The sequence below is a fragment of the Microbacterium sp. DMC48 genome (genome assembly GCF_056313825.1).
The window spans coordinates 250,811-265,557 of the sequence record NZ_JBQUZN010000004.1 but is presented as its reverse complement, the minus strand read 5'-3'; the positions used below and the strand labels follow the sequence as shown (position 1 = coordinate 265,557).

The 14,747-nt window shown below is 66.9% G+C and carries 18 protein-coding genes and 2 tRNA genes; 11 read left to right on the top strand and 9 right to left on the bottom strand.

The window, feature by feature from the left end:
- Positions 1 to 20 precede the first annotated feature (20 nt).
- Positions 21 to 1,682: an FAD-binding dehydrogenase gene (locus ACT53O_RS06540; RefSeq protein WP_135949167.1), complete on the top strand. Its 1,662-nt coding sequence runs from the start codon at positions 21 to 23 to the stop codon at positions 1,680 to 1,682.
- A 33-nt stretch (positions 1,683 to 1,715) separates the two neighbouring features.
- Here the strand turns inward: ACT53O_RS06540 and ACT53O_RS06535 are convergent, their stop codons facing one another.
- The gene (locus tag ACT53O_RS06535) at positions 1,716 to 2,384 is read right to left on the bottom strand and encodes a DUF8185 domain-containing protein (protein WP_112931429.1); all 669 of its coding nucleotides are present in this window, start codon (positions 2,382 to 2,384) and stop codon (positions 1,716 to 1,718) included.
- A gap of 56 nt (positions 2,385 to 2,440) precedes the next feature.
- On the opposite strand from ACT53O_RS06535, the gene ACT53O_RS06530 reads away from it, so the two are divergent.
- A complete protein-coding gene (locus ACT53O_RS06530) occupies positions 2,441 to 3,307 on the top strand; it encodes an acyl-CoA thioesterase (protein WP_135949166.1) in 867 nt (288 codons plus the stop codon).
- A 20-nt stretch (positions 3,308 to 3,327) separates the two neighbouring features.
- On the opposite strand, the gene ACT53O_RS06525 is transcribed toward ACT53O_RS06530, so the two are convergent.
- The 4 genes from ACT53O_RS06525 to ACT53O_RS06510 are packed head-to-tail and all read right to left on the bottom strand — an operon-like array spanning position 3,328 to position 6,571.
- Positions 3,328 to 3,801, bottom strand: a complete 474-nt coding sequence (locus tag ACT53O_RS06525; protein WP_036320082.1) for an acyl-CoA thioesterase — start codon at positions 3,799 to 3,801, stop codon at positions 3,328 to 3,330.
- Complete coding sequence (ettA, locus tag ACT53O_RS06520; RefSeq protein WP_039416832.1) at positions 3,794 to 5,473, bottom strand: energy-dependent translational throttle protein EttA; 1,680 nt, start codon at positions 5,471 to 5,473, stop codon at positions 3,794 to 3,796. The genes ACT53O_RS06525 and ettA overlap by 8 nt, the downstream gene beginning before the upstream one ends.
- A gap of 53 nt (positions 5,474 to 5,526) precedes the next feature.
- On the bottom strand, positions 5,527 to 6,018 hold the full coding sequence (locus ACT53O_RS06515; RefSeq protein WP_036316709.1) for a DUF6993 domain-containing protein: 492 nt from the start codon (positions 6,016 to 6,018) through the stop codon (positions 5,527 to 5,529).
- 19 nt (positions 6,019 to 6,037) lie between these two features.
- Positions 6,038 to 6,571, bottom strand: coding sequence for a single-stranded DNA-binding protein (locus ACT53O_RS06510; RefSeq protein WP_476151611.1), 534 nt, complete (start codon positions 6,569 to 6,571; stop codon positions 6,038 to 6,040).
- A gap of 390 nt (positions 6,572 to 6,961) precedes the next feature.
- Here ACT53O_RS06510 and ACT53O_RS06505 point away from each other — a divergent pair, with 390 nt between their 5' ends.
- Positions 6,962 to 7,108, top strand: a complete 147-nt coding sequence (locus tag ACT53O_RS06505) for a hypothetical protein (RefSeq protein WP_231477064.1) — start codon at positions 6,962 to 6,964, stop codon at positions 7,106 to 7,108.
- A gap of 21 nt (positions 7,109 to 7,129) precedes the next feature.
- On the opposite strand, the gene yczR is transcribed toward ACT53O_RS06505, so the two are convergent.
- Positions 7,130 to 8,545 (bottom strand): MocR-like transcription factor YczR, encoded by a 1,416-nt coding sequence (gene yczR, locus ACT53O_RS06500; RefSeq protein WP_476151610.1) that lies wholly within the window; start codon positions 8,543 to 8,545, stop codon positions 7,130 to 7,132.
- Between the two features lie 62 nt (positions 8,546 to 8,607).
- On the opposite strand from yczR, the gene yczE reads away from it, so the two are divergent.
- On the top strand, positions 8,608 to 9,252 hold the full coding sequence (gene yczE / locus ACT53O_RS06495) for a membrane protein YczE (protein WP_239498586.1): 645 nt from the start codon (positions 8,608 to 8,610) through the stop codon (positions 9,250 to 9,252).
- Positions 9,253 to 9,305: 53 nt separating this feature from the next.
- Here yczE and ACT53O_RS06490 read toward each other — a convergent pair whose 3' ends face one another.
- A complete protein-coding gene (locus ACT53O_RS06490) occupies positions 9,306 to 9,515 on the bottom strand; it encodes a hypothetical protein (protein ID WP_036285410.1) in 210 nt (69 codons plus the stop codon).
- A 67-nt stretch (positions 9,516 to 9,582) separates the two neighbouring features.
- Complete coding sequence (locus tag ACT53O_RS06485; protein ID WP_112931426.1) at positions 9,583 to 10,524, bottom strand: LysR family transcriptional regulator; 942 nt, start codon at positions 10,522 to 10,524, stop codon at positions 9,583 to 9,585.
- Positions 10,525 to 10,642: 118 nt separating this feature from the next.
- Between ACT53O_RS06485 and ACT53O_RS06480 the strand changes: the two genes are divergently transcribed.
- Both ACT53O_RS06480 and ACT53O_RS06475 read left to right on the top strand, forming a co-directional pair.
- On the top strand, positions 10,643 to 11,635 hold the full coding sequence (locus ACT53O_RS06480) for a putative oxygenase MesX (protein ID WP_036316695.1): 993 nt from the start codon (positions 10,643 to 10,645) through the stop codon (positions 11,633 to 11,635).
- Positions 11,632 to 12,693 (top strand): methionine synthase, encoded by a 1,062-nt coding sequence (locus ACT53O_RS06475; RefSeq protein WP_112931424.1) that lies wholly within the window; start codon positions 11,632 to 11,634, stop codon positions 12,691 to 12,693. Before ACT53O_RS06480 ends, ACT53O_RS06475 begins: the two co-directional genes overlap by 4 nt.
- Before the next feature lie 17 nt (positions 12,694 to 12,710).
- On the opposite strand, the gene ACT53O_RS06470 is transcribed toward ACT53O_RS06475, so the two are convergent.
- A tRNA-Arg gene (locus tag ACT53O_RS06470) sits at positions 12,711 to 12,782 on the bottom strand.
- An 86-nt stretch (positions 12,783 to 12,868) separates the two neighbouring features.
- On the opposite strand from ACT53O_RS06470, the gene orn reads away from it, so the two are divergent.
- The 5 genes from orn (at position 12,869) to ACT53O_RS06445 (ending at position 14,741) form a co-directional block, all read left to right on the top strand.
- A complete protein-coding gene (gene orn / locus ACT53O_RS06465; protein ID WP_036285393.1) occupies positions 12,869 to 13,492 on the top strand; it encodes an oligoribonuclease in 624 nt (207 codons plus the stop codon).
- Between the two features lie 34 nt (positions 13,493 to 13,526).
- Positions 13,527 to 13,602 (top strand) — tRNA-His (locus tag ACT53O_RS06460).
- A gap of 25 nt (positions 13,603 to 13,627) precedes the next feature.
- A complete protein-coding gene (locus tag ACT53O_RS06455; protein WP_036316694.1) occupies positions 13,628 to 13,978 on the top strand; it encodes a metallopeptidase family protein in 351 nt (116 codons plus the stop codon).
- Positions 13,975 to 14,259 carry an ATP-dependent Clp protease adapter ClpS gene (gene clpS / locus ACT53O_RS06450; protein ID WP_039416848.1) on the top strand — a complete coding sequence of 95 codons (285 nt, stop codon included), beginning with the start codon at positions 13,975 to 13,977 and terminating at the stop codon, positions 14,257 to 14,259. Before ACT53O_RS06455 ends, clpS begins: the two co-directional genes overlap by 4 nt.
- Complete coding sequence (locus ACT53O_RS06445) at positions 14,256 to 14,741, top strand: DUF2017 family protein (RefSeq protein ID WP_347417278.1); 486 nt, start codon at positions 14,256 to 14,258, stop codon at positions 14,739 to 14,741. The genes clpS and ACT53O_RS06445 overlap by 4 nt, the downstream gene beginning before the upstream one ends.
- The last annotated feature ends 6 nt before the right edge of the window (positions 14,742 to 14,747 follow it).

Here is a 14,747-nt window from a genome sequence, read left to right as displayed (position 1 = left end):
TCACGACGAAGGAGTCGACCTTGGCGAAGACGCAGCTTCACGAGACGGACATCCTGGTGATCGGATGGGGGCTCGCCGGGCTCGTTGCCGCCACGGAGGCCGCCGCGGCCGGGCGCCGAGTGATCATCGTCGATCAGGAACCACGATGCAACCTCGGCGGCCAGGCGTTCTGGTCGTTCGGCGGCTTGTTCTTCGTCGATTCGCCGGAGCAGCGACGACTCGGTATCTCCGACTCGCTGGAACTCGCGCGTCAGGACTGGTTCGCGACGGCGCAGTTCGACCGCGACGAAGATCAGTGGCCCCGCCGATGGGCCGATGCCTACCTCGACTTCGCGCATGGAGAGAAGCGGGCCTGGCTGCGCGGGAAAGGAGTCGGGTTCTTCCCCGTCGTCGGCTGGGCCGAGCGCGGCGGCTACAACGCGACCGGTCCGGGAAACTCGGTGCCTCGGTTCCACATCACCTGGGGAACGGGCCCAGGGCTGGTCGCGCCGTTTCAGGCCGAGGTGGAGGCCGCAGAGGCCTCCGGTCGCATCACCGTACTCCCCCGTCACCGCGTCACCGCCCTGCTGACCGACGCGGACGCTGTCACGGGCGCGCACGGCGAGGTGCTCGTCCCCTCGGCGGCCGCGCGAGGAGAGCAGACGTCACGAGAGGTCGCCGGCTCCTTCGAGATCCGCGCGAGCGCGACGATCGTGTGCTCGGGGGGCATCGGTGGCAACCACGAGCTCGTCCGCGCGCAGTGGCCGGCGCGATTGGGCCCGCCCCCGACCCAGATGATCACGGGCGTTCCCGCGTACGTCGACGGGTCCATGCAGCCGGTCGCTCGGGCGGCGGGAGCGCATCTCATCAACGGGGATCGCATGTGGCACTACGTCGAAGGCATCCAGAACTGGAACCCGATCTGGCCGAACCACGGCATCCGGATCCTCCCCGGCCCGTCGTCCGTGTGGCTCGATGCGACCGGTGCACGACTGCCGGTGCCGCTGTACCCGGGCTTCGACACTCTCGGGACACTCGCGCACCTGCGACGCACCGGCCATGACCATTCCTGGTTCGTGCTGTCGCAGAAGATCATCGAGAAGGAGTTCACGCTCTCCGGAAGCGAGCAGAATCCCGATCTCACCGGCAAGGACGTACGCCTGCTGTTGCGATCGCGCCTGGGCAAGGGGGCCGCGGGGCCCGTCCAGGCCTTCATGGATCAGGGCGCGGACTTCGTCGTCCGGCGTTCGTTGGACGAGTTGATCGACGGTATGCAGGCGCTCCCGGGAGGCGAGCTGCTGGATCCCCAGCTCGTGCGCCGTGAGATCGAGGCGCGCGACCGCGAGATCACCAACGACTTCACGAAGGATGCGCAGATCGCGATGCTCAGGTCGGCGCGCGCATTCCGCGGTGACCGTCTCATCCGCACGGCGGCGCCGCATGCGATTCTCGACCCGGCGAACGGGCCCCTCATCGCGGTCAAGCTGCACATCCTCACGCGGAAGTCCCTCGGAGGTATCGAGACAGACCTGTCCGCGCGGGCATTGGACGAACGAGGCACAGTGATCCCCGGTCTGTTCGCCGCGGGTGAGGCGGCCGGCTTCGGAGGTGGCGGTGTGCACGGCTACCGAGCTCTGGAGGGCACCTTCGTCGGCGGATGCCTCTTCTCCGGGCGCATTGCCGGACGGGCCGCGGCCGGCTGATCCGTCGCCGCCGAACGCGGGCTCCGGCCCGTCTCAGAGGGCGCCCGTGGCTCGGACCTCCGTCAGCCCCGTGTGCACTCGCGTCCTCGTCAGCACGTGACCTCGCTGCAGGGTGATCCGCGTCCACGGGCCGCTGCGGCGCACGGCAGCCGTCTCGGCGCCGGCGACAAAGCCCAGAGCGAAGGCGGCGAACGCGACTCCCCGGGGAAGATCCGCGAGCTCGGCGTCGGGCTCTCCCCATACCTGAGCGCGCACGAGACGCACCACATCTTCGCCGGCGGACGCAGGCACCGCTTCGGCCACGGCTGCGATCCCCCACTGGGCGCGCGATGCGAGAGTGGCGGCATCGATGCCGCTCGCCTGCGTCCAGCCGCCCCGGGGCGGCGACACACCCGCCCACGGTGCCGAGACGGCGGAGTCGGGCAGAAGGACCGAGCGCTCATCGTCGCCGATCGTGAGCGACGCGGCATCCACGACGAGGTCGCACTCGAGGTCGGGGTCCACGCGCACGAACCGCATCCCGAGAACGGTGGGGGTCGACTCCAGGAGCGTCTGGGGCGCAAGCGGCGCCGATGTCACCCCGAGCGTCCCCTGCACGGCGCGCAAGCGCACGGCTCCATCGCCGAGTCGCGCGGCACGGTCGGCGAAGGTGAGGACGTCGGACGCCGTCGACGGATCGGGGAACAACAGCTGTGCGGACATCCGACCTAAACTATCAAGCTGTATGCACCACGGACGGAGAGCGTGTGGGAACGGGAATGCAGGGCGAAAGCGATCCGGTCGCCGAAATGCTGGAGGTCCTGGATATCTCCTCCGGCGATGCGCGGACCACTGAAGACATCTTCACCGGGATCTCCCACCCGATGCCGTCGGGCCGCATCTTCGGCGGCCAGGTGCTGGCTCAAGCCATCATCGCGGCGGACAGGACGACCGGCGACGACCGCGTTCCGCATTCCATGCACGGCTACTTCCTGCGCCCCGGCGACGCAATGCGGGGCGTGACGCTGTCCGTCGACCGCATCCACGACGGCCGTTCCTTCTCCACACGCCGTACGCAGGTATACCAGGACGGGGTGCCGATCTTCTCGATGATCGCCTCGTTCGAACACGAGGATGACGGCCTCGACCATCAGAGCCGTATGCCCGAGGACGTCCTCAGCCCCGAGGAGGCCCTGGCGCGGTGGGAGACAACGCGGCGACATCCGCTGTCGCAGCGCCTCCTGGACCGCAATCCGATCGAAGTCGTGCATGCCGAGGGTGCGATCTACGATGCGGTGGAGGGTGCCCACGTTGCCGCCCAGAACGTCTGGATGCGAGCGAAGCGGCCCCTCGCAGACGATGCCGCCCTGCACCGCGCCGTGCTGGCGTACATGAGCGATCTGACCATCCAGGAGCCGGTGCTGCGTGGACACGGCATCCCCTGGTCGCAGCCCGGACTCAAAGTCGCCAGCCTCGACCACGCGATGTGGTGGCACCGGCCCGTGCGCGTCGACGAGTGGCTCTTGTACGTGCAGAACTCGCCCAGCGCCCGCGCAGGGCGAGGACTCTCATCGGGGCGGATCTTCACCCGCGAGGGCGAGCTCGTCGCATCTGTCGGGCAGGAGATCATGGTCCGCGTCCCCTGACGCGGGCCGTCCTCGCCCGCTCAGCGGCGCCGGAACGAGACGGGTTCGCCGAGGTAGGGGCCCCACGCGTCACGCATCGTGTCGGTGAGTCGCACCGGCCGGAAGGTGTGAGCGTCGACCAGCACGACGGAAGAGGATGCCTTCGCGTAGAGCGTGCGGTGGTCGTCGCTTCGTGGACTGTAGACCTCGTAGCAGACCTCGATGCTCGATCCTCCGAGTTTTCCGAACCACATCTGCACGTCGAGCGGCTCGCGCCGGTACGGCACCGGCGCGAGGTACTCGATCTCCTGATGTGCGATGAGCGTCAGCACGCCGGCATCGGTGCCCGCGTCGATCACCGCGGTGTCGGGCGCTTCGTCGCCGAAGACCGGCGTCCAGAACACCCGCACGCGCGCTTCTTCGAGCAGCTTCAACATCGTCGCGTTGTTGACGTGGTTGAACGCGTCCAGGTCTCCCCATCGCAAATGGATGGGCACGTGCAGTCGCTCAGTCACGGGTGAGCTTGCGGTGGGTCGATCGGTGCGGGTTGGCGGCGTCGGGCCCGAGGCGCTCGATCTTGTTGGCCTCGTACGCCTCGAAGTTGCCCTCGAACCAGTACCACTTGTCGGGGTGCTCGTCGGTGCCCTCGTAGGCGAGGATGTGGGTCGCGATGCGGTCGAGGAACCACCGGTCGTGGGTGATCACCACCGCACATCCGGGAAACTCCAAGAGGGCGTTCTCCAGCGAGCTCAGCGTCTCGACATCGAGGTCGTTGGTGGGCTCGTCGAGCAGCAGCAGGTTTCCGCCCTCCTTCAGGGTGAGCGCCAGGTTCAGGCGATTGCGCTCACCGCCGGAGAGCACTCCCGCCTTCTTCTGCTGGTCGGGGCCCTTGAAGCCGAACTTCGACACGTACGCACGCGAGGGGATCTCGGTCTTGCCGACGGTGATGATGTCGAGACCGTCCGAAACGACCTCCCACAGCGTCTTGTTCGGGTCGATGTTGGCGCGGCTCTGGTCGACGTAGCTGATCTTGACCGTCTCGCCGACCTTCAGATCGCCGCCGTCGAGCGGCTCCAGCCCCACGATCGTCTTGAAGAGCGTCGTCTTGCCGACACCGTTGGGGCCGATGACGCCCACGATGCCGTTCGGCGGCAGGCTGAAGCTCAGGCCGTCGATCAGGGAACGATCGCCGAACCCCTTCTGCAGCTTCTTGGCTTCGATGACCACACTGCCCAGGCGCGGACCGGCCGGGATCTGGATCTCTTCGAAGTCGAGCTTGCGCGTGCGCTCCGCCTCGGCGGCCATCTCCTCGTATCGGGCGAGGCGGGCCTTCGACTTCGTCTGCCGTCCCTTCGCCGAGGAACGGACCCACTCGAGCTCGTCCTTCAGGCGTTTGGCGAGCTTCGCGTCCTTCTTGCCCTGGATGTCGAGGCGTTCTGCCTTCTTCTCGAGATAGGTCGAGTAGTTGCCCTCATAGCCGATCAGTCGACCGCGATCGACCTCCGCGATCCACTCCGCGACATTGTCCAGGAAGTACCGGTCGTGGGTGATGGCGATGACTGCGCCCTTGTACGACTGCAGGTGCTGTTCGAGCCAGAGAACGCTCTCCGCGTCGAGGTGGTTGGTGGGCTCGTCCAGCAGCAGCAGGTCGGGCTTCTGCAGCAGCAGCTTCGCCAGTGCCACCCGGCGGCGCTCGCCTCCGGAGAGCTTGGTCACGGGCTCGTCCGCGGGCGGGGTGCGCAGCGCGTCCATGGCCTGCTCGAGCTGCGAGTCGAGGTCCCAGCCGTCGGCCGCGTCGATCTCTTCCTGCAGCACGCCCATTTCGGCCAGCAGGGCATCGAAATCCGCATCCGGGTCGGCCATCAGCGCGGAGATCTCGTTGAAGCGATCGAGCTTGGCCTTGATGGCTACGCCGTCCTGGATGTTCTCCAGGACGGTCTTGGTCTCGTCGAGCTCGGGCTCCTGCATCAGGATGCCGACGGTGAAGCCCGGCGTCAGCTTGGCCTCCCCGTTCGACGGTGCGTCGAGACCGGCCATGATCTTCAGGATCGTCGACTTGCCGGCGCCGTTGGGGCCGACCATGCCGATCTTGGCCCCGGGGAGGAACGCCATCGTGACGTCGTCGAGGATGAGCTTCTCGCCCACCGCTTTGCGGGCACGGACCATGGAGTAGATGTATTCGGCCATAACGGCCCAAGTCTACGCGGCCGTGGTGACCTCCACGGCGTGCGGACGCCCGGTCACCAGTCGATCGGGCGTGTCTGTCCAACCAGGCACGTGCCCTCCGGCACGAGCGGAAGCACGCGTGCCTGCGGGCCGGGCACCGACGGGCCGACCTGTCCGACCAGGCACTCGCCCTTCCACTTGACGGAGAACTGGATCGAGTCGGCCTGATTTCCGACCGTCGTCAGGTCCTGCGTGACTTCCATGGCCGACTTGTCGAAGCCGCCCGCAGTGAGCGCGTCGATGTATGCCCGCCCCTGCGCCGCCTGTGGACCGGACGCCACCGCGTCGACGATCGACGTGAAGTAGGGCAGGTTCTGGGTGGCAGAGCCGTTCGGCATCAGCGCTGGTCCCGTCGGAGTCGGTGTGGGTGTCGCCGTGGGCGTGAGGGACACCGACAGTGTGGGTGTCGGGGTGGGGGCTGCGGTGGTGCAGCCGCTGAGCATGAGGACCACGCCGACGCATGCGGCGAGGGAGAAAGGGACCGCACGCTGACCGACGTTTCGCACGTCACGAGTCTAGGCGGCGTCAGAACGGGGTTGTGTCCTCGCCCGCTGTGGCCCACCCGCTGGCGCTGACGAGGGCGACATCCGGTTCTTCGGGTGAGGAGGCCGCGTCGCTGGAAGCCTCCGTGCTCTGTGGAATGTCGGAGGGGCCGTCGCCGGGCACGGCCCACCCCGTGCTCTGCGCCACAGTAGCCGACGCCGACGGTGTGGTTCCCTTCTGGAAGCTCGTGATGCCGAACATGAGGTCGTGGCCGAGTCCTTCCGCGTCGATCTCGGCGGAGGATCCGCTCTTTCCTCCCGATTCCCATTGCTTGACGCGGAACCGTCCGGTGACGATGACCCGCTGCCCCTTCTCCAACGATGCCAGCGCGTGATCGGCCAGCTTCCTGTATGCCGAAACCCAGTACCAGTTGGTGTGACTGTCGACCCACTGACCGTTCTCGAGGCGTCGTTCGCTGCTCGCGAGTCGAAAACTGATGGCGGGGATGCCGCCCGGCAGTTCCCGACGCTCGGGCTGGGACGCGACGTTGCCGATGACGGTGATGCGATCGCTCATGATGACTCTCCTTGTCTTCGATGCCCGGACGATCCGGCTGGCGCCGCGACCGGCGTACCCTTCGTGCGCCGCGGCACCCCCAGCGTCCTTCTCGCCGCAGAGCGTCGACGCGAGGCGCGAGCAGATTGTGGAGACGGCGCCGAAGCGCAGAGGTGGGGAGGAGGTGTCGATCGGTCGTCCGTCGGCGGGGCACGGGGGTGCCGCCGATGTCGGAGGGGGAACGTATCTTCGAAAGTAGCGGTGTCAGTGACGGTGACGTGGCGGTGACGCGATGGTGACGGGAGTGGCGACATGATCAGTGCGGCAACGGCCCTACCTCGGTCCGTGCGCGGGTGTTCCTTGCGGGCGGTGTCCGACCGTCGGTGGAGGGTCATCGACAGGCGCGGCGTCGTGATCGGACACGTCCGGCGCGAGCAGTCGGCGCAGGGGACGCGTTTTCACGCGGAGCGCTTCGAACTCGCCCGAGCCAGAATGCGCGAGCTGGGCTCGTTCTGCAGGCTCGACGAGGCGGTCGAGTGCCTGGCGTATCTGCGCTGACGAGCGAGCAAGCCGCGCTCGTCACACCACCGCGTCGAGGATCTCGCCGCCGTGCACGGGCGCGGCCGCTCGCACCGAGGGCCACGCGTCGGCGAGCGTGTCGACGGCGCGTCGGAGCTCCTCGGGTGGTGCCGTGAAAGGCAGGCGCAGATGACGGTCGTGCGTCCCGTCGACCCCGAATCGCGACCCGGACGAGAGAGAAACGCCATGGGCGCGGGCTGCGAGGACGAGCCCCGTGCTCAGAGGCGCATCTAGCTCCACCCAGAGCGCCACGCCGCCGTGCACCTGCGGGATCTTCCACTCCGGCAGGCGGCGGGTGAGCGCATCGACGAGAGCGTCTCGGCCCGATCTGAGCAGCAGAGTACGCTGCGTGAGAATCTCCGGCAGGTGGCTGAAGAGACGAGCGGCGACCGCCTGCTCGAAATCCGGTGTGCCCAGTTCCCTGGCGGGGCGCGCCGCGACGATTCGCTGCACGAGTTCCCCGTCCGCGCGGATCCACCCGATGCGCAGACCACCCCAGACGATCTTGCCGAGCGAGCCGACGCGCACCACGGCATCGTGGCCGAACGCCGGTGATGCGGCGGGAACGTCGATGGTCAGATCGGCGGTCGTCTCGTCGATGACGAGAGTGGAGCGCGAGGCGCGGGCAGCGTGTGCGAAGGCTGCCTCTTCCTCGTCCGTCATCGAGCGGCCCGTCGGGTTCTGGAAGCGTGGCATCAGATAGGCCATCCGTGGCTGCGTTCGTGTGAACACTTGAGCCGCGCGATCGAGGTCCCAGCCTCCGCCGATCGTGACCGGCACAGCTACCAGTCGCGCGCCGGCGGCACGAATCGCCTCGGCCGCATGGGGGTACGTCGGCGTCTCGATGACCACCCGATCCCCACGACCGACGAGGACGGTCGACAGCAGGTGGATCGCCGACTGCGCACCTGTCGTCACGACGATCTGGCTCGGGTCGGTCGGGATGCCGCGTGCGCTGTATCGGTCTGCAATCGCTTCTCGGAGTTCGATGGCGCCCCGGATGTCATAGCCCGACCGGGCGACGATGCGTGCGGCATCCGCCGCGGCCTCCGCGATGATGCCGGCGAGCCCCGGCCACGCGGCGGGACTGGCCTGTTGCAAATCGATGGCGCCGGTCGTGGCCGCTGCGCCTCCGATGTCACGGCTCGGCCGCGCCGTCGTCACGCTTCCCGATCCGCGAAGGCTTGTGATATGACCGGTGTCGCGCAGGCTTCGATATGCCGCAGCGACCGTCGTTCGGCTCACCGAGAGTGCAGCGGCGAGTTCTCGTTCGGCGGGAAGAGCGGTGTGCGCGGCGATGCGGTTGTCGAGGCACAGGATGCGGATGCTGTCGGCGAGGGCCTCATACGCCGGCTCCCGCGTGCGCCACCCGCCCAGCATCCCGGCGAACGTCCGTGCCCCGATCCTCGAGTCCATGGTGGCCACGGTATCCGAATTGGACTGGTAGTAGATGTCCAATTGTGAGATTGGATTGCTGCATGACTGCACGTCTTGCTCGCCTGCTCATCGGTCTCATCCTCTACGGCGTTGGTTGCGGCGTCATGGTGCAGGCCCAGATCGGCGTGGATCCTTGGACGGTCTTCGCGCAGGGACTGTCGGTGCAGACGGGGGTGGGCATCGGATGGATCACGAACCTCGTCGGCCTGCTCGTGCTGCTGCTGTGGATTCCGCTGCGCCAACGGCCGGGCATCGGCACCCTTGCCAATATCCTCCTCGTCGGAACCAGCATGCAGCTGACGATCTTGGCGCTTCCGACGATGAATGGATTCGTGACGCAAGTGATCGTGTTCGTCGGCGGGATGGCGCTGGTCGCGCTGGCCTCGGGAATCTACATCGGAGCGCGTTTGGGGCCGGGGCCGCGCGATGGCCTCATGACCGGCATGAACTCCCGGCTCGGGTGGCCGGTGTGGGCATGTCGACTCACGATCGAGGCGACCGTGCTTCTGTTCGGGTGGCTCCTCGGCGGCACCGTGGGCATCGGCACGGTGCTGTTCGCAGCCGGCATCGGTCCCCTGGTCCACGTCGCTCTGCGACTGCTCGACGTGTCACGTCGCGGGGCCGCGGCCGAGGTCGACCCCGGTCGAGACCCGGTCGCGGCGGCGGGCGCCCCGCGCGTGGGCTGATCCGATCGCGCAGGGACGCGCGCCGTGGCGGTGCGGGCTGCGCAGCAGAGCGCCTAGTGCTGGCGGAACTGCGGCCAGTCGGACCCGGGAGCAAGGTGGCTGTGGAGGGCGCTCTTCGCGACCTCCATGGACGGATACGTGCCGACACTCGCGGTGGCGCCGGCGACCGTGGGCGTGTAGCCCTCCTCGCTCTTTCTCACCGTGCCGACGACGTTGCCGTCAGTGCCGTACGCGACCCACAAGGTGGATGATGCCGAGGTCATGATGACTCCTCTCGTCACCGCCGACGGTACGCGCTCGCGGCGGAACTATCGAGGGGTCGGCTCGCCGTCATCCGACGAGCGACACTCCGAAGCCGGCCACCACCTGGCGCAGTTCGGTGAGGTATCGCTGGGCCTGGTCGGTCAACGGCACCGCCGTGCGCCCGATCCATCCGATCTCGATCTGCTCGTCGACGTCGAGCGCAACGGCCACGATCTCGGGATCGAGGTCGTCGCTGATGATGCCCGTCGAGATGGTGTAACCGTTCAAGCCGATCATCAGGTTGAAGATCGTGGCGCGATCCGAGACGCGGATCTCGCGCGAGCTCGACAGCGTCGACAGGATCTCTTCGGCGAAGTAGAACGAGTTGTTCGCACCCTGATCGAACGTGAGTCGAGGCAACGATGAGAGGTCTTCGAGACTCACGCTCCGCTGCAGCGAGAGCGGGTTTCGGCGCGAGACGAAGACGTGGGGCGCGGCGACGAAGAGCGTGTGAAATGCCAGCCCCGAGTCGCGCAGGAGCTTTCCGATGACGTTGCGGTTGAACTCATTGCGAAACAGGATGCCGAGTTCGCTGCGCAGCGTGCGCACATCCTCGATGATGTCGAAGGTGCGCGTCTCCCGCAGCGAGAACTCGTACTCGGCGGCATCAGTTGCTCTGACCATGCGGACGAACGCGTCGACGGCGAAGGAGTAGTGCTGGGTGGAGACGCCCAGCAGGCGCCGCGAGGGAGCAGTGCCGAGGTAGCGCTGTTCGAGCAGCGCAGCCTGCTCGACGACCTGGCGGGCGTATCCGAGGAACTCGATGCCGTCGGTGGTCAGGCTCACTCCCCGGGCGGATCGCAGCAGCAGGTCGCGTCCGATCTTCTTCTCGAGGTCGCGCATCGCAGCGGACATCGTCGGCTGCGACACGAACAGCAGGTCAGCCGCCGCACTGATCGACCCCTCCGCAGCGACCTCGATGAAGTACTGGAGCTGCTGCAGCGTGATTCCCATCGGGGGTCGAGACATAGCCACAGACTATATGGGTGCATAGTTTGAGCGCATTACTCGATGACAGCGCTCGTCCCGCATGCTCGGATCAGCATCATTCGCGGCCGCACCGGCCCTGCCCAGGATTGGCCCTCGCATGGCGAACGACATCGCTTTCAGCATCACGACCACTCGTTTCGACGAGGACTACGCACCCGCCGCACATTCGCGTGTGACGACGAACTTCGCGAATCTGGCGCGTGGCGCCGGGCGCCGCCAGAACCTCCGCAACGCGCTCGCGATGATCGACCGTCGGTTCAACGAGCTCGCCGCCGGCGACGATCAGGGCGCCGAGCGCTATCGGGTCGAACTCGACATCGTCACGGTGCAGCTTCAATTCGACGACACGGCCGAGGCCGAGCGCTTCCCCATCATCGAGGTTCTCGACGTCGGCATCCTCGATCACCGCACGGGTGAGCGCCACCGCGGCATCGTCGGGAACAACTTCTCCTCATATCTGCGCGACTACGATTTCAGCGTCGTGCTGCCGGCAGCGACAGCCGCCGCGGGGACGTTCACCGTTCCGGAGGATTTCGGCATCCTGCACGGTGAGCTCTTCCAACGGTTCCTGGCGTCGGATGCCTACCGGCAGCGCTTCGCGGGCTCCCCGGTGATCTGCATCAGCGTGTCGACAAGCCGAACGTACCGTCGCACGGGCCTCGTGCACCCGGTACTCGGCACCGAGTACGTTCAGGATGCCTTCTCTCTCACCGACGATTACTTCGCCCGGATGGGTCTGCAGGTGCGCTACTTCATGCCGCGCGGCTCCGTCGCACCACTGGCGTTCTACTTCCGCGGCGACCTGCTGAACGACTTCTCCGATCTGCAACTGATCGGCACGATCGCGACGATGGAGACGTTCCAGAAGATCTATCGTCCCGAGGTGTACAACGCACTCACCCCCGCCGGCGAGGTCTACCGTCCCACCCTGGACCATGTCGACTTCGTCCGCACCGAGATCGACTACGACCGTGAGGAGCGCAGCCAGCTGGCCGTCACCCAGGGCCGCTACGCCGAGGAGTACTTCGTGAAGCCCCACCTCCAGACCCTGGAACAGTGGATCGCCGGCGTGGCGGAGCCCGTCGCATGACCGGCGACGGCACCGTCCATCAGGCTCCTCTGCTGCCGGTGACGACGGTCGGCAGCCTCCCCAAGCCCGCCTGGCTCGCCGAGCCCGAGGTGCTCTGGTCGCCGTGGCAGCTGCACGGCGACGTGCTCGCCGATGGCAAACGCGACGCGCTGCGCGCCGTGGTGCACGAGCAGCAGCGGCGCGGCGTCGACATCATCACCGATGGCGAACAGACCCGTCAGCACTTCGTCACGACCTTCATCGAGCACCTCGACGGCGTCGACTTCGACAACCGCGAGACGGTGCGCATCCGCAACCGCTACGACGCCAGCGTGCCGACGGTGGTCGGCGCGGTCGGTCGTCGCGCGTCCGTCTTCGTCGAGGATGCCGCGTTCTTGCGCGGGCAGACCGACCTGCCCATCAAATGGGCTCTGCCAGGACCGATGACGATGATCGACACGTTGGCGGATCGGCACTATGGCAGCCGTGAAAAGCTCGCGTGGGAGTTCGCGACGATCCTCAATGAGGAGGCTCGCGAACTCGAAGCCGCCGGAGTGGACATCATCCAGTTCGACGAGCCGGCGTTCAACGTCTTCTTCGACGAGTTGAAGGACTGGGGAATCGCTGCGCTCGAACGCGCCGCGGAGGGCCTGCGCGTCGAGACCGCGGTGCACATCTGCTACGGGTACGGCATCAAGGCGAACACCGACTGGAAGGCGACACTCGGATCCGAGTGGCGTCAGTACGAGGAGTCCTTCCCTCTTCTGCAGCGCTCGCGTATCGATATCGTCTCGCTGGAGAGCCAGCACTCGAATGTGCCGATCGAGCTCATCGAACTCATCCGCGGCAAGAAGGTCATGCTCGGCGCCCTCGACGTGGCCAGCGCGCACGTCGAGACCCCGGAAGAGGTCGCGGCGGTGCTGCGGCGGGCGTTACCGTTCGTCGACGCCGACAAGCTGATTCCGAGTTCGAACTGCGGGATGGCCCCGCTGTCACGGGAGGTCGCATTCGGCAAACTGAGCGCACTGTCCGCCGGAGCAGCACTCGTGCGCGCCGAGCTGGCAGGCGCGGACTCGTGACGGGCGGCTCGATGCGGTGCCCCCGGCAGGATTCGAACCTGCGACCAACGGATTAGAAGGCCGTCGCTCTTCCACTGAGCTACGGAGGCGCTCTCCCAGCCTACTGCGGTCGCCGGCCCGTCGCTGATCGTGACGCGTCGGCGCCGAGGTCGCAGGCCCTCATTAGGATGAACGCATGGTGAATGCCGCGGAGAACGATCGTCTCGTCTGGATCGATTGCGAGATGACCGGTCTCGACCTCGACGTCGACGAACTCGTCGAGATCGCGATCGTGGTCACCGACTTCGAGCTCAACGTCCTCGACCCCGGCTTCCAGGTGGTGATCAAACCCGACGCCTCGGCGCTGGCGAACATGAACGATTTCGTCACGCGTATGCACGAGACCTCCGGTCTCCTCGCCGAGATCCCGGACGGTATCAGCCTGGCCGAGGCGGAGTTCGAAGCTCTCGAGTACATCCAGCGGTTCGCTCCTGAGGGCAAGGCGCCGCTTGCGGGAAACACGATCGGCACCGACCGGATGTTCCTTGCAAAGTACATGCCGCGTGTCGACCGCTGGCTCCATTACCGCAGCGTCGACGTCTCCAGCATCAAAGAGCTGTCTCGTCGCTGGTACCCGCGCGCGTACTTCAACGCGCCGGCGAAGGACGGTGGCCACCGGGCACTGGCCGACATCCTCGAGTCGATTCGTGAGCTGGCGTACTACCGGCAGGCCGTCTTCGTTCCGGAGCCGGGGCCCTCCAGCGACCAGGCACGCGACGCGGCGGCCGCCGTCGTGTCGTCGTATGCCTCCGGTGTGTAATACAATCGTCTGGTTGCCTGGAAGCAGGCGCATGGTGGCTATAGCTCAGTTGGTAGAGCACCGCGTTGTGGTCGCGGGGGTCGCGGGTTCAAGCCCCGTTAGCCACCCCACTTTCTCCCCGATCGGGATGTCGACATGATCGAGATGGACGCCGACGCGTTCGAAGCTCTCGTCTCCGACGAACTCGATCTGCTGCCCGAGCGCATGCTCGTCGGACTCGACAACGTCGTCTTCGTCGTCGAGGACCGGCCCGAGGACGGTTCCCTCGACCTGCTGGGTCTCTACGACGGTCTGGCGTTGACAGAGCGCGACCGTTACGGCACCGGGGAGCTGCCCGACCGGATCATCCTCTACCGTGAGCCGCATCTGCACGCCTGCGGATCGATCGCGGAGCTCCGGGACGAAGTGCACACCACACTGGTGCACGAGATCGCGCACTTCTACGGGATCGACGACGAGCGCCTGCACGAGTTGGGTTGGGCATGACGATTCCCCTCGAGGATGTCCGCCTGGAGGAGCGCTCGGAGGTGACCGGTCCCTGGCAGACGGTGGTCTGGAACGATCCGGTCAACTTGATGAGCTACGTCGTCCATGTCTTCCGCACCTACTTCGGTTACACCCGCGAGCATGCCGAGCGTCTGATGCTGCTGGTGCACCACGAGGGCCACGCGGTCGTCGCCGAAGGCGCACGTGAGCAGATGGAGCTCCACGTCCAGGCGATGCACGACTACGGCCTCTGGGCGACCGTCAGGAAGGCCGACACATGACGAGGGTGCGGATGGCGGTGTCCGCGCTGGAAGCCGCGCATCTCACGGACATCGTCCTGCAGTTCACGGATCTGCTCGCCGAGTCCATCGACGGAGTCGATGATCCGGGCGTCGCGCGCCTCGTTCCCGACGGCTACCGGGACGCTCCGGAGGATGCCGCGGAGTTTCGTCGTCTGACCCAGGACGACCTCCTCGATCGGCGTCGTGATGATGCGGCGCTGGTGCTGGCGACGCTGCAACGCGATGGCCAGACACGACGTCCGCAAGACCTGGACCGCGCGGACGCCGAGGCCGAGGTGATCGTCGAACTGGATGCCGGTGCGGTCGCGGCGTGGTTGCGAACGTTGACCGCGGTGCGGCTGGTGATCGCGACACGCCTCGGGATCACCACAGAAGAGGAGCAGGACGACGACCCCCGCTTCGGTGTCTACAACTGGCTGGGCTTCCGCCTCGAAGGCCTGCTCCAGGCGATCGAGGAATGACCGCCT